Genomic DNA, 13509 nt, shown 5'->3' with positions numbered 1-13509 from the left:
GATCAGCGCTCCAGCTCTCCCGCTGCGGTGGCTGCCGGCAGCTCCTCCAGCCAGCTGGTGAGGGTGTCCGCCAGCCGCGCCGGCATCTGCAGCATCGGCAGATGGCCCGCTCCCTCCAGCACGGTCACCTGGTGCCGCGGTGCGTAGCCCGCCAGATGGCGCACGTAGCGCGGCTCCATCACGGTGTCTCGGCTGCCGGCGATCCACAGACTCGGCACGGTGAGCCCGGCGGTGATCCGCGGCAGGGCGCTCACGGCGCTGCGGCGCATGCTGCAGGCCAGCAGGCCGCGGGCGGCGTGCAGGTCGGCGAGCAGCGGGCTGCGCAGGGCGTCGCTGCCGGGCACCTGCAGCAGCCAGCGCGGTCGCCAGCGCAACACCAGGCAGCCGCCCCGTCGCACCCGTGCGAACGGCCGCGGCTGATACACCCCCCCGCCGGTGCCGATCTGCACCACCCCTGCCAGCTGGTCGCCCAGTTGCCGTGCCGCGTGCAGGCCGATCGTGCCCCCCAGGGAATGGCCCACCAGCACCACCGGCCCCTGGTGGCGGTGCCGGCACTCCCGCGCCACCCAGGCGCCGTAGCTGGCCAGGCTGGGCTGCAGGCCCCGAGGCCGCGGGCTGCCGCCGAACCCCGGCAGGTCCGGGGCCCAGAGCTGCCAGCGCGGTGCCAGCTCCCTGGCCAGCGGCTGCCACAGCCGCCCGGACAGCAGCCAGCCATGCAACCCCACCAGCAGCGGCCGCTGGGTACTGGGAGCGTCGCGGGCGGGGCTGTCCATCAGTCAGGATCGTGCCACCCCGTCTGCACAGGCGTGCCCCCGGTGGACCTGCTCAGCGATCTCTACGGGCCCGGCCATCGCCTCTGCGAGACGCCCAACCAGGAGTTGAGCCTGGTGCTGAGCAGGGAGCGGGCCATTGATCTGTTCGAGCTCGAGCAGCTCTGCGATGCCGTGGGCTGGAGTCGCCGCCCGCTGCGGCGGGTGCGCAAGGCCCTGCAGCACAGCCTGCTGCGGGTGGGTCTGTGGCGCCATGATCCGCGCGTGCCCCGGCTGGTGGGCTTTGCCCGCTGCACCGGCGATGGGGTGGTCGAGGCCACCGTGTGGGATGTGGCCGTCCATCCCCACTACCAGGGGGCCGGGCTCGGCCGCTCCCTGATGGCCTACGTGCTCGATCAGTTGCGCGAGCTGGAGGTGGAGCGGGTGAGCCTGTTCGCCGACCCGGGGGTGGTGGGGTTCTACCAGAACCAGGGCTGGGAGCTGGAGCCCCTGCAGCGCCGCTGTGCCTTCTGGTACGCCCCCTGACCCCGCCGGCCTGTGGAGCCCTTAATCAGCGGCCGTAGTAGCGCCGCTCCAGCAGCTCCAGCGGTTCACCACGGCGCCAGGCACGGCGCAGGCGGGCATTGGTCAGGGTGGTGCGCCAGACCCCCAGCCGCCGCCAGCGGCTCCCGTCCACCTGCAGATCTGCCCCGAGGCTGCGCAGCCGGGCCTGCCGGCGCAGGCGCTGGACCAGCTCCAGATCCTCCATCAGCGGCAGTGGCCGCATCCCGCCCACGGCGTCGTAGAGGTCGCGGCTGAGCAGCAGGCCCTGATCGCCGTAGGGCAGCTGCAGCCAGCGGCTGCGCAGTGCTGTCCCCAGTTCCACCAGCCGCAGGGCGGGGTTGCGGCCCTCGATGGCCAGATCGAAATACCAGGCCCGGGCCGGCGCAGCGGCGGGTTGAACGCTGTGGGCTCCGATCGCGCGGGCGATGCGGGCGCTCCAGTGCCGCGGCAGGCGCACGTCGGCATGGAGAAGCATCAGCCAGGCACCCCGCGCCTCGGCGGCGCCCAGGGCCAGCTGCCGGCCCCGTCCCGGGGTGCAGCGCAGCAGCCGGGCACCGGCCAGCCGGGCCACCAGGGCGGTGGCGTCCCTGCTGCCGCCATCCACCACCAGCACCTCCCGCACCAGTGCGGGCTGCTCCGCCAGCTGGGCCAGCAGAGCCGGCAGGCGGGCGCTCTCGTTGCGGGCGGCGATCACCACGCTCAGCCCATCCATCCGACTTCAGCGCCAGCTGGCCAGGTCGGCCGGCCAGTCGAGGTCGTGGCGGCAGCTGAGCCACTCGGGCTCCAGCCCCAGCCGGGCCGCCGTGCGGCTGGTGTGCTCCAGTACCCCGCCGCTGCCCCAGGGGATGCCGCTGAACAGCGCCGGCCAGGAGCCGCGCAGGCCGATCAGCCAGTAGCCCCCGTCTGCGGCCGGACCCAGCACCAGCGGTGCCCTGTCCAGGGCCCGGAAGGCCCGTTCCAGTTCAGCGGCCTCCAGCAGCGGCAGATCGCTGCCCACCAGCACCACCTGCCGGGCCCCCCGGCGCCTGGCAGCCAGCAGCTGGCGCTGCAGGCGCAGGCCCAGGCTGCCGCCGCCCTGGGCCACGGCCCGGTCGCAGCCCAGGGCGGTGCCCCAGCGCCGCCGGGCCCGCGGCCCCAGCCCCTGCACCGCCAGCACCAGGCCAAAGGCCAGGCGCCGCTGCGCCTGCCGGGCCACGGCGCAGGTGTGCAGGCACAACCCCTCCTGCACGGCCGCGGCTCGGCGCCTGCCGATACCGGCAGCCAGGCGGCTCTTGCAGCGGCCGGGGGCGGGCCAGCGCGCCATCACCACCAGCTCCCGGGTGCTGCTCAACCCTGGCGTGGCAGTTCGGCGGGCTTCACGGTGAGGGTGCGGCTCTCGTTACCGCGGCGCACCACGATCTCCAGATCCTCGCCCACCCGCACCTTGTCCACGCCCAGCTGCACCTCGGAGGGGTTGCGCACCGCGTCGCCGCCCACCTTTTCGATCAGGTCGCAGGATCGGATGCCACCCCGGTCGGCCGGGCTGTCGGGCATCACGTCCACCACCACCACCCCATTCACCTCGGGCAGGCGGCACTCGTCGGTGCTGGCGTTGATCTCGCGGGCCAGCTGGGGCGTGATCGCCTGCAGCCGCACACCGATGTAGGGGTGACTGGCGTAGCCCCGCTCGAGGATCTGGGCAGCGATCTGGCGGGCCACATCGATCGGGATCGCGAAGCTCAGGCCGGCGCCGGGAGCCTGGCGGATGGCGGTGTTGATGCCGATCACCTGGCCGCGGTCATTGATCAGCGGACCGCCGCTGTTGCCTGGATTCACGGCGGCGTCGGTTTGGATGTAGGGCACCCGCTGGCCCTCACCCACGGCATTGGTGCGCTGGATGGCGCTGATGATCCCGGCGGTCACGGTGTTGTCGAGGCCGAGGGGGTTGCCGATGGCGATCGCCCATTCACCCGGCCGCACGCGGCTGGAGTCCCCCAGCGGCGCCACGGGCAGCTTGCTGGCCACCACCTTCACCAACCCCACGTCGGTGAGCGGGTCGGTGCCCAGCACCTTGCCGCTGAAGCTGCGGCCATCGGGAAGGGTGATCGACACATCACTGGCGCCCTCCACCACGTGGGCGTTGGTGAGGATCACCCCGTCGGAGCGGGTGATGAAGCCCGAACCCTGGCCCTGCTGTTGCTGAATCGTGGGCCCGCGGCCGAAGAGGCCGCCGAGGGGATTGATCACCCGCTTTGTGGTGTCGATCCGCACCACGGCCGGCCCCACCTTCTCCACAGCCTCCACGATCACGTTGCTGCTGGCCTGCAGCGGCGCCGCCGGTGGCGCGTCGCTGATGCGCACCGTCTCGCCGCCGTTCTCTCCCGGCAGGCGCGGCAGGCCGGGGATGGTGCGGCCGCCGCAGCCGGCCAGCAACGCCACTGCGGCGATCAGGCCGGCGAGGCCGGCGCTGCGGGAGCAGGGAGCGGTGCGTGGCATGGGGGAGGGTGGCGAGCGGCAGCTGCGCGGGCATTCCGCTTTATTAAAGACGGTGCGGTGGGTTGGCTCTGCGTAGAGTTCGCGACCGGAGAGGCGTGGGATCGGTGCAGCAGGACGACCAGCTGTGGCACCAGATTCAGCAGACGCTCCAGGCCAACCTCAGCAAGCCCACCTTCGAAACCTGGATCCGGCCGGCACGCTGCCTGGGCTTCGATGGCCAGCGGCTGGCGCTCGAGGCCCCCAACAGCTTTGCCTGCGGGTGGCTGCGCAAGAATTACCTCGGCACCATTGAGGCGGCTGCGGGACAGATCACCGGCACCGCGGTGCAGGTGGAGGTGTCGGCGGCCATTGGCGACGACACGCTGCTGGCCCCGGCATCCATCGCGCCCGCAGCCCGCGGCGCGTCGCCGACCGGCTCCCGCTCCCAGTCCGTGGCGCCACCGCGCCCGGTGGGATCCGGGTTGAACCCGCGCTACGTGTTCAACCGCTTCGTGGTGGGCCCCAACAGCCGCATGGCCCATGCGGCGGCCCTGGCGGTGGCCGAAGCGCCGGGCAGGGAGTTCAACCCCCTGTTCGTGTGCGGTGGCGTGGGTCTGGGCAAGACCCACCTGATGCAGGCGATCGGCCACTACCGGCTGGAGATCGACCCCGAGGCGCGGGTGTTTTATGTGTCCACCGAGAGCTTCACCAACGACCTGATCCAGGCGATCCGCAAGGACGCCATGCAGAGCTTCCGCGACCGCTACCGCGCCGCCGATCTCATCCTGGTGGATGACATCCAGTTCATTGAGGGCAAGGAATACACCCAGGAGGAGTTCTTCCATACCTTCAATGCCCTGCATGAGGCCGGCCGGCAGATCGTGATCGCCTCCGACCGCCCCCCCAGCCAGATTCCCCGCTTGCAGGAGCGCCTGATCTCGCGCTTCTCCATGGGCCTGATCGCCGACATCCAGGTCCCTGACCTGGAAACCCGCATGGCGATCCTGCACAAGAAAGCGGAGCAGGAACAGATGCGTTTGCCGCGGGAGCTGATCCAGTTCATCGCCGGTCGCTTCACCTCCAACATCCGCGAACTGGAGGGGGCGCTCACCCGGGCGGTGGCCTTCGCTTCGATCACCGGCCTGCCGATGACGGTGGAGTCGGTGGCGCCGATGCTCGATCCGGCCGGTGGCGATGTGGAGGTGAAACCGGATCAGGTGCTGGCCAAGGTGTCAGAGGTGTTCGGCGTGGGGGCCGATGAGATGCGCAGTCCCAGCCGCAAGCGGGCCGTGAGCCAGGCCCGCCAGGTGGGCATGTACCTGATGCGCCAGAACACCAACCTGTCCCTGCCGCGCATTGGCGAGGTGTTCGGCGGCAAGGATCACTCCACGGTGATGTACGCGGTGGAGCAGATCGAGAAGAAGGTCCACACTGATCCAGTGCTTGCCCGCCAGGTGCAGCAGGTGCGTGACCTGCTGCAGATCGACTGCCGCCGCCGGCGCTGACCTACTGGCGGCTGATCCCGTGGCGGCTGATCAGTTGCAGCCCTGCACGGAGATGCGGTAGCTGAAGCCTGTCGCTTCCGGGTTCTTGCTGGCACCCACCTTGAAGTTCATCTGGCTGGCCTGCTTGCCGGGCACGGCCAGGAAGGGGCCGAACATCTTGCCGGTGCCGGTCGGCGGGCTCATCTCCTGATCAATGACCTTCAAGCTCGTCCCATCAGTGAATTTCATGAATCCCTCCACCGGATAGGTGGCGTTGGGATCGGATGAGTTGGCTGTGAAGAAAAACTTGTATCTGCTGTAGGGCTGATCAACGATGAAATCGGTGTTCCAGTTGGTCTGGCCAAGCAGCATGCCCATGGGCATCACCTTCGGCCGTTCAACACGCTTGGACACGATGTTGCTCTCCCTGTCGCCACCGATCGGCCGCAGAAAGGTGCAGGTTTCAGCACGCGCGGCAGTGGTGCCCGCCAGGGGCAGGCCACAGGCCAGGGCGAGAGCCGCCAGCTGTGATCGGGTCAGCAGAGATCTGCAGAAGGACGCCAGAGGCATGGGCTCGATTAATTGTTCACGGCGAGCCTAGATCAGCGGTCTGGCGGGATCGAGGCCCTCCACTTCACCCTGGAACACCCGGCTGGCGGTGATGTCCTCCGCTTCGATCGTCATCAGATCGAGCTTGGTCACCGCAGAGCCCATGCGGCTGAACAGACGGTTGGCCTGGCGCATGCGGGCCCGATCGATGGCATTGCGGATCGAGCGGGCGTTGGCGAAGAAGGGCAGCTGCATGCGCCGCTGGATGTAGTCGCCGAAGGCGAATCGGGCCTCGTCGCTGAAGCGGTAATTTTCAGCCGCCAGAATCAGCTGGGCGATGGCCAGCAGCTCCTCGGCGCTGTAGTCGGGGAAGTCGATGTGGTTGGCAACCCGCGAGGAGAGGCCAGGATTGCTCTGGTAGAACACATCCATGCGCTCCTTGTAGCCGGCAAAGATCACCACCAGATCGTCGCGGTTGCTTTCCATCACCTGCAGCAGGATCTCGATCGCCTCGGCTCCATAGTCGCGCTCGTTCTCCGGCCGGTAGAGGTAATAGGCCTCGTCGATGAACAGCACCCCGCCCATCGCCCGTTTGAGCATCTCCCGGGTCTTGGGGGCGGTGTGGCCGATGTACTGCCCCACCAGGTCATCGCGGGTGGCCGTGACCACATGGCCCTGGCGCACGTAGCCCAGCCCGTGCAGGATCTTGCTCATGCGCTCGGCCACTGTGGTCTTGCCAGTGCCGGGCCGTCCCGTGAACGACATGTGCAGACTGGGCGGCGCCGTTTCCAGCCCCACCAGCTCGCGGGCCCGGTTCACCACCAGCAGGGCGGCAATCTCGCGGATGCGGGCCTTCACCGGTTTGAGCCCCACCAGCTCACGATCAAGCTGATCGAGCACCGCCTGCACCCCCGCTCTCTCGTACTCCGCCCGCAGATCCACCGCCCCGTCGGGCCTGGATTGGGGCCCTGGGGCTTCTGTCATGGTCGCGGGGCGCTGGCCGCCAGGGCGTCGATGGCGGCCGCGAAATCGTGCTCCAGCGTTCCCACCCCCTCGCCCTCGGCCTCGGGCCGCAGGGTGAGGTTCACGTAGGTGCGGCCGAAGCTGATGTCGGGGAAGCGCTGCTCGCTCTCACAGAGCGCGTTGAGGCGCTCGAGGAAGCTGCGGGTGCCGGCGTAATCGCTGAACTCCAGGCGCCGCTCCAGCCACTCGGCCTGCTCGGGCTTGGGGCGGGGGGTCCACGGCTGCTCCATGGGTCGACCCTAGGCCCTCACTGGCCGATCGCCGTCCAGGCAGTCGGTACGGGCCACGGCCAAACGCGCCGCCCAGGCCTCGGCGTGGGCCCGGTTGGCCTGCCGCTGGGTGGGCTCGCCGGCATCGAGGGGGTGGGGCATGGTGCCGTCGATGGCGGCGTTGGTGACGCAGAACATCGATTTCTGAAAGCTGCGGCAGATCTTCACCCGCACGTCACCGTCGCCCCGGCTGCGCTGGCGGTACCACTGGTGCAGGGGTTCCGGTAGGTGGCGGAGCATGTCCTGCATCAGCAGGCTGGGGGGAATCCCGGCTCCCATGGTGGGCAGGGGATCGGCGTAGAGGGCCCCGTAGGCGAAGCGTCCCTGATCGGTGGAGATCTGGCGGGCCTGGGCGTTGAAGCTCACGGTGCCGAAGAACGGCATGCCCCGCAGGAACACCGCCTCCACGTAGGGAACCGCCACATCCACCAGGAAGCTGAGGCCGGCCTCGGGCGGCAGCACCCAGTGCGGCTGGCTGCCGATCTCCACGGCATAGGTGATCGGATTGGCGGCGGCGGCCACCAGCCCATCCTTGATGAATGCCACCACTGCCGGGATCGAGCGCACGCGGCCGTCGCGCTCGGCGCTGGCCAGATCCAGGAACAGATCGCTCATCACCCGCCAGAACTGGCCGAGGGCGTGGGTGGTGGCGGCGCTGCGGATCAGCTCTGGCAGGAAGCTCGGAGCCAGGGGATGGAGCAGGCCCAGCAGAGGATCCCGGCGGCACTTGCAGGCGATGATCGCCTTACAGGAGGCGGTGAAGGCATCACTGTCGAGATAGGCGTCGAGCCCGCCGGTGCCATGCCAGAGCATGGCCTTCATGCAGTATTCGGCATATTCGAAATTGATGCGGTCGTGGTTGAGATAGCGCCAGATCTTTCCCGGTGTGATCTCCCCGTTGAAATACTTGAACACCGGAAATGGATTGAGGAACTGACGCTCCGCCTGATAGATCAGGTTGATGCTGTAGGCATCCAGCACCTCCCCATAGCTCTCCAGCACTCCCACCACCTCCAGCAGGTGATCGGGGGAGTCGGCCAGCAGGGTCTCACCGCTGAGCAGGCGCTGCACCAGCTCTTCGGCCGGCGGCATGCCGCCGTCGATGGTGAGTTCGGCGGGCATCACCGGCATCAGCTCGCACCCCCCTCGCCGATGGCCGCCAGCAGCACCGGCAATTGCGCCATGGCGGTGCTGGTGGCTTCACTGAGATAGCCCAGGGTGGATGGCAGCAGGCCCAGAACCACCACTCCCGCCGCCAGGGCCATGGCCGGCACCGTTTCGCGCGTGGCCACGCTGGGCAGCTGGATGTCCAGCCGGGCGTGGCGCAGGGGATCATCCACCGGCGTGATCGCCAGCCGGCCGAAGAAGGCCCGGTTCACCAGCAGCAGGAAGTACACGGCGGTGAGACCGGAGCCCACCATGCACAGCAGGGTGGCCAGGGGGAAGGCATTGAGGCTGCCGCGGAACACGAGAAATTCGGAGATGAAGCCCGCCATTCCAGGGAGCCCGGCACTGGCCATCACCGCCAGGATCATCAGGCTGCCGGTGAGGGGCAGGCCGCGCTCCGGGTTCAGCAATCCCCGCAGCACATCGAGATCGCGGCTGCCGGTTTTGCGGTACACGGTGCCCACCAGCAGGAACAGCAGGGCCGAGATCAGGCCGTGGCTCACCATCTGGAATGTGGCCCCCAGCAGCGCCACCGGCGTGGCGGCGGCTGCGGCCAGCAGCACGTAGCCCATGTGCCCCACCGAGCTGTAGGCCACCATCCGCTTCATGTCGCGCTGGGCGATGGCGGCCAGGGAGCCGAACAGCACCGACACCGCCGCCCAGATGGCCAGTGCCGGGGCCAGCCTGGCCCAGGCTTCGGGAAACAGCCCCATGCCGAAGCGCAGCAGGCCGTAGGTGCCGAGCTTGAGCAGCACGCCGGCCAGCAGCACCGACACCGGGGTGGAGGCCTGGGTGTGGGCATCCGGCAGCCAGGTGTGGAACGGCACCAGTGGCATCTTGATGCCGAAGCCCACCAGCAGTGCCCCGAGCAACACCAGCTGGCTGCCCATCGCCAGTCGCTCGCTGGTGACGGGCGTGAGGCTGAAATCCACGCTGCCGGTGAGCAGGGCCAGACCCAGGAAGGCACCCAGGATCAGCATCCCGGAGATGGCCGTGAAGATCAGAAACTTGGTGGCCGCGTAGGACCTACCGGCACCCCCCCAGATCGAGATCAGCAGCCACAGGGGAATCAGCTCCAGTTCATAGAAGAGGAAGAACAGCAGCAGGTTGTCGGCCAGGAAGGCCCCATTCACCGCCGCGCTGATCAGCAGCAGCAGTGAGAAGTAGATGCGCGGCCGGCGGCTGAACTCCCGCGTGCACACCACCGACACCAGGGTCAGAGCACCGTTGATGAGCACCAGCGGCAGCGACAGACCATCGACCCCGAGGCGATAGTCGAGGCCGATGCCCGGCACCCAGCTGTGGATCTCGCGCAGTTGCAGCTCCGGATCACTGGGATCGAAGGGCACCAGCACCAGCAGGCTGGTGAGGATCTGCAGCACCATCACCACGATCGCCACGCGGCGCAGCTGCTCCGGCAGCGGTGTGCCGGGCCAGAGGATGGTGGCCAGGCTGCCCGCCAGGGGAATGGCCAGCAGCAGCGACAGCAGGGGTAGGTCGGCCAGGTTCATCTCAGCACCTCCGGCGGGGCCGCAGCGAGCCCGTTGGGGAGCAGCTCCGGAAGGCCGCCCCACCAGCTGAGGCCTGTGAGTAGCAGCACGATCGCCACCACCACCGTGAGCACGTACGACTGCAACTGGCCGCTGACGCTGAGCCGCAGGCTCTCGGCGCTCTGCAGGGACAGTCGGCCGACGCCGTTCACCAGGCCGTTCACGAGCCGCTGATCCACCCAGTCGGTGAAGCGGGCTGCCCCGGCCACGAAGGCCACCACCGTGGCTGTGTAGAAACGCTCGGTGTAGAAGTCGTAGGAGAGCAGGTTCTGCAGCGAGCGCAGGGGATCGGCGATCGGTCGGGCGCGGAAACGATTGAGGGGGATCAGCACCCCCACCAGCACCCCCACCAGTCCGCTGGCCGCCACGGCCAGGCCCACGGGCAGGGAGAAGGCGGCGATGCCGGGCACCGGATCGATGCGCTGCATCAGCAGTGGCGTGAGCAGCACGATCACGCTGAGGCTCACCATCGGCAGGGCCATCAGCCAGTTCACCTCCGGGGTGCGGCGCGTCTTGGGCATCGCCGCCCCCAGGAACAGGGAGCGGAACACGCGGGTGAGGTTGGCCGCAGTGAGCAGGTTGGTGAGCAGGAACACCCCCGCGAACGGCAGGGCAGCGGGGCTCAGGGCCTCCACCATCTGGCCGTAGCACCAGTAGCAGCCCAGCGGCAGCAGGCCCACCAGCCCCGCTGCCGCCACCAGGTAGGCGCTGAGGGTGGCGGGCATGCGTCGGCCGATGCCGCCCAGCTCGGTGAGGTCCTGGCAGTTGGTGGTGGCGATCACCCCCCCCACGCTCATGAACAACAGGGCCTTGGCCAGCCCGTGGCAGAGCAGCAGCAACAGGGCGATGGCCGGCTGCTGCAGGGCGATGGCCACGAACACCAGCCCCATGTAGGAGGTGGTGGAGTACGAGAAGGCGCGCTTGAGATCCACCTGGGCGATGGCCACCAGGGCGCCGGCCAGGGCGCTGATCGTGCCCACCACCAGCAGCACGTCGTTGGCGATCAGCGAGAGCTGCAGCAGCGGCATCAGCTTCATCAGCACCAGGGCGCCGGCCGTCACCACCACCGAGTTGCGCAGAATCGAGGCCGGGTTGGGCCCCTCCATCGCCTCATCCAGCCAGAGATGCATGGGGAACTGGGCACATTTGCCCATCGGCCCTGCGATCAGCCCAAGACCCAGCAAGGTGCCGGCCAGGGGGCTGACGCTGCCGTTCAGGCGCGCGTCAGCCATCCAGCTGTAGAGGTCGGTGAATTCCATTGAGCCTGCCCAGGACGCCAGAGCCACCACGCTCATCAGCAGCAGCACGTCGCCGACGCGCTTGGTGAGAAAGGCGTCGCGGGCGGCGGTGACCACCAGGGGCTGGGCATACCAGAAGCCCACCAGCAGATAGGTGGAGAGGGTGAGCATCTCCAGCAGGAAGTAGCTCAGGAACAGGTTGCTGCTCAGCACCACCCCGGAGAGTGCCCCTTCGAAGAATCCCAGCAGGCCGAAGAAACGGGCCAGAGCCCACTCCTTGTCCATGTAGCCGAGGGCGAACACCTGGGCCAGCAGGCTCATGAACGTCACCAGCTCCAGGGCCGCCAGGGTGTAGAGCGAGAGGTCGAGGCCGATGCGCAGGTTGAGATCGGCCACCGCGAACCAGGACAGGCTGATGTGGTGGGGACCGCTCAGCCAGACGTCGCGCAGGGCCAGGCTGCCGTGCAGCACCGCCAGCAGGGTGACGACGATGTTGAGGTAGGCGGCAGGCCGCTGGCCGTTGCGGCGGAACAGGCCGCAGGCCCAGGGCAGGGCCAGCAGCAGCCCGCTGAAGCCGTACAGCGGGATCAGCCAGGCCAGCTGCAGCGACAGGGGCAGTGGGACAGGCAAGGGCAGGAGCCGAGAATGTGGTGGTGGATACGGGTTTGGGGCCGGACTCTAGGGGCGTGCCCCTTGGCCAGGCTGGCTTTTGGCCCGTTGGCCCTAAAACGTTGCCCGCTCCAGATGGTGCGCGCGCCAGCCCCCCAGGCTCTGCAGCCAGCCCGCCAGGTCCTCGGCATGGTGCTGCTCGTCAGTCCAGAGCTGGCGGAAGAAGGCCTCACTGTCCCGGTCACCGACCAGCAGGCAGAAGCGCACGGCCTCGGCATACAGGTTCACCAGCTCCTCCTCCAGAACCATGTTCTGACGCAGCAGAGCCTCCAGGTCACGGCCATGGCCGGGTGGCCGCAGCTGGGACGAGCCGGGGGCCACGCCCAGGGCCAGCATCCGCTTCACGATCGTTTCGGCATGGCGCATCTCCTGCACCGTTTCCTGGCGGAAGCGCTGTGCGGCGTCGGCGTCTCCCCAGCCCTCCACCAGGGAGGCCTGGGTCATGTACTGCTGAACGGCGCTGAGTTCGAGGCTGAGGGCACGTCCGAGATAGCCGAGGACGCGCGGATGCGCGGCGTCCATGGGCATCAGAGACGACGGGTGGTGCCGCTGGGGCGCAGGGCCGGTTCAAGTTCAGTGTGGGGCCGGGCAATGATGTGGGCCGCCACCAGGCCGTCGCCCACCCGTTCGCAGGCATCGGCACCGGCGCGCACGGCGGCGTTGACCGCACCGGTCTCCCCACGCACCAGCACGGTCACATAGCCGCCGCCCACGAATTCACGAGCCACCAGGGCGACCTCAGCAGCCTTGGTCATGGCGTCGGCGGCCTCGATCGCCGGCACGAGGCCGCGGGTTTCGATCATGCCCAGGGCGATTCCCCTCACGGCCGGCTCCTCACTGCGGGCCGCTGCCGCCGCCTGGCTGGAGCCCCCGCTGCCCCCTGCGCTACGCCCCCTGCCGCCCGTGCGGCCGCTGGCCGTTGCGGGGGTTGCCCTCCTGGTGGTGGTGCGGCTGGCCGCGGGACGCGAGGCTGCGCTGCGGGTGCTGCTGCTGCGGGCGCTGCCGGCGGCGGGAAGGGCCCGCGCCGCGCTGCCGGCGCTGCCGCTGGCTGCAGGCGTCGCCGGGGCCTGGGCGGGAACCGGGGTCGCCGGGGCTGCCTCCGGGCTGGCCCCCGCAGGGGTGGATTCGGCGGGCCGCACGCTGGAGGAGGGGCGGGGACTGGTGGCCATGGCGAGGGAGGAAAGACGGGGGAGGACGGGAGGCTCAGGCGGGCGGACACCCGGGGGGAGCAGGGGGGTGCTAGATGGCGATCTCTAGCCGTCGGGCTCCCAGAAATCGATGATTCCGCCGATCGTCAGATCGGTGAGCACGGCGGGATCAGGGCAGGCGAAGCGGGCGGCGGAGCCGCTGGCGGTGAACACCCAGTTGCCGGGTGCGGCACCCACCGGATCCACGGCCACACTCATCTTGCCCTTGTTGTTGCGCAGCACCCGCAGGTTGCAGTGGTTGAGGCCGCCCACCCGTTCGGTGCACACCAGCGATGTGATCACCTGCATGATCTCCATCACCCCCCACCTCCGCCGAGGCGCTCTGCGTCAGTCTTGGCCGATTCGGGATCCCAGTGATCGATGATGCCCACAATCGTCAGATCACTGGGATACGACTTGCTGCCCGCCGCTTCCCGGGCCGCGGAACTTCCCACACAGATCACCCAGTCGCCGGGAATCGCTCCCACGGCATCCACCGCCACTTTCTGGGTGCTGCCATCAAGCACCACCTGCAGGTGCTTGTGCTGGAAATCGGAGATGCGGTTTGTGGACACCAGGGGTTTCACCACCTTGCAGATCAGCATT

General features: G+C 69.0%; 16 protein-coding genes. 2 read left to right on the top strand and 14 right to left on the bottom strand.

Features of this window, described 5'->3' with window-relative positions:
• Positions 1-2 precede the first annotated feature (2 nt).
• Positions 3-773, bottom strand: coding sequence for an alpha/beta fold hydrolase (locus KBY96_RS07620; protein WP_254978756.1), 771 nt, complete (start codon positions 771-773; stop codon positions 3-5).
• A 33-nt stretch (positions 774-806) separates the two neighbouring features.
• Here KBY96_RS07620 and KBY96_RS07615 point away from each other — a divergent pair, with 33 nt between their 5' ends.
• A complete protein-coding gene (locus KBY96_RS07615; RefSeq protein WP_254978755.1) occupies positions 807-1295 on the top strand; it encodes a GNAT family N-acetyltransferase in 489 nt (162 codons plus the stop codon).
• A gap of 25 nt (positions 1296-1320) precedes the next feature.
• Here KBY96_RS07615 and KBY96_RS07610 read toward each other — a convergent pair whose 3' ends face one another.
• Genes KBY96_RS07610 through KBY96_RS07600 form a run of 3 tightly spaced genes read right to left on the bottom strand, consistent with a single transcriptional unit; the run spans position 1321 to position 3788 of the window.
• Positions 1321-2025 carry a TIGR04283 family arsenosugar biosynthesis glycosyltransferase gene (locus tag KBY96_RS07610; protein ID WP_254978754.1) on the bottom strand — a complete coding sequence of 235 codons (705 nt, stop codon included), beginning with the start codon at positions 2023-2025 and terminating at the stop codon, positions 1321-1323.
• Between the two features lie 6 nt (positions 2026-2031).
• A complete protein-coding gene (locus KBY96_RS07605; protein WP_254978753.1) occupies positions 2032-2643 on the bottom strand; it encodes a TIGR04282 family arsenosugar biosynthesis glycosyltransferase in 612 nt (203 codons plus the stop codon).
• Entirely contained in the window at positions 2640-3788 is a 1149-nt protein-coding gene (locus tag KBY96_RS07600) for a trypsin-like peptidase domain-containing protein (protein ID WP_254978752.1), read from the bottom strand. The genes KBY96_RS07605 and KBY96_RS07600 overlap by 4 nt, the downstream gene beginning before the upstream one ends.
• A gap of 104 nt (positions 3789-3892) precedes the next feature.
• Here KBY96_RS07600 and dnaA point away from each other — a divergent pair, with 104 nt between their 5' ends.
• Entirely contained in the window at positions 3893-5272 is a 1380-nt protein-coding gene (gene dnaA / locus KBY96_RS07595) for a chromosomal replication initiator protein DnaA (protein WP_254978839.1), read from the top strand.
• Positions 5273-5302: 30 nt separating this feature from the next.
• Here the strand turns inward: dnaA and KBY96_RS07590 are convergent, their stop codons facing one another.
• The 10 genes from KBY96_RS07590 to KBY96_RS07545 all read right to left on the bottom strand — a co-directional run bounded on the left by KBY96_RS07590 (position 5303) and on the right by KBY96_RS07545 (position 13508).
• On the bottom strand, positions 5303-5665 hold the full coding sequence (locus tag KBY96_RS07590; protein ID WP_396122296.1) for a hypothetical protein: 363 nt from the start codon (positions 5663-5665) through the stop codon (positions 5303-5305).
• Between the two features lie 183 nt (positions 5666-5848).
• Positions 5849-6784: a CbbX protein gene (gene cbbX, locus KBY96_RS07585; protein ID WP_254978751.1), complete on the bottom strand. Its 936-nt coding sequence runs from the start codon at positions 6782-6784 to the stop codon at positions 5849-5851.
• Positions 6781-7053: a 4a-hydroxytetrahydrobiopterin dehydratase gene (locus tag KBY96_RS07580; RefSeq protein ID WP_254978750.1), complete on the bottom strand. Its 273-nt coding sequence runs from the start codon at positions 7051-7053 to the stop codon at positions 6781-6783. The genes cbbX and KBY96_RS07580 overlap by 4 nt, the downstream gene beginning before the upstream one ends.
• Before the next feature lie 9 nt (positions 7054-7062).
• Positions 7063-8223, bottom strand: coding sequence for a CO2 hydration protein (locus tag KBY96_RS07575; RefSeq protein WP_254978749.1), 1161 nt, complete (start codon positions 8221-8223; stop codon positions 7063-7065).
• On the bottom strand, positions 8223-9770 hold the full coding sequence (locus KBY96_RS07570) for an NADH-quinone oxidoreductase subunit M (protein ID WP_254978748.1): 1548 nt from the start codon (positions 9768-9770) through the stop codon (positions 8223-8225). The genes KBY96_RS07575 and KBY96_RS07570 overlap by 1 nt, the downstream gene beginning before the upstream one ends.
• Complete coding sequence (locus KBY96_RS07565; RefSeq protein ID WP_254978747.1) at positions 9767-11677, bottom strand: NAD(P)H-quinone oxidoreductase subunit F; 1911 nt, start codon at positions 11675-11677, stop codon at positions 9767-9769. The genes KBY96_RS07570 and KBY96_RS07565 overlap by 4 nt, the downstream gene beginning before the upstream one ends.
• 93 nt (positions 11678-11770) lie before the next feature.
• The gene (locus KBY96_RS07560; RefSeq protein WP_254978746.1) at positions 11771-12238 is read right to left on the bottom strand and encodes a bacterioferritin; all 468 of its coding nucleotides are present in this window, start codon (positions 12236-12238) and stop codon (positions 11771-11773) included.
• Between the two features lie 5 nt (positions 12239-12243).
• Entirely contained in the window at positions 12244-12885 is a 642-nt protein-coding gene (locus KBY96_RS16395; protein WP_315859480.1) for a BMC domain-containing protein, read from the bottom strand.
• An 84-nt stretch (positions 12886-12969) separates the two neighbouring features.
• Complete coding sequence (locus KBY96_RS07550; RefSeq protein ID WP_254978745.1) at positions 12970-13221, bottom strand: carboxysome peptide B; 252 nt, start codon at positions 13219-13221, stop codon at positions 12970-12972.
• Complete coding sequence (locus tag KBY96_RS07545) at positions 13221-13508, bottom strand: carboxysome peptide A (RefSeq protein ID WP_254978744.1); 288 nt, start codon at positions 13506-13508, stop codon at positions 13221-13223. Before KBY96_RS07545 ends, KBY96_RS07550 begins: the two co-directional genes overlap by 1 nt.
• Between the last annotated feature and the right edge of the window lies 1 nt (position 13509).

It is taken from the genome of Cyanobium sp. ATX 6A2 (assembly GCF_024346355.1).
Lineage (GTDB): Bacteria > Cyanobacteriota > Cyanobacteriia > PCC-6307 > Cyanobiaceae > NIES-981.
This window is presented reverse-complemented; position numbering and strand designations above follow the sequence as displayed.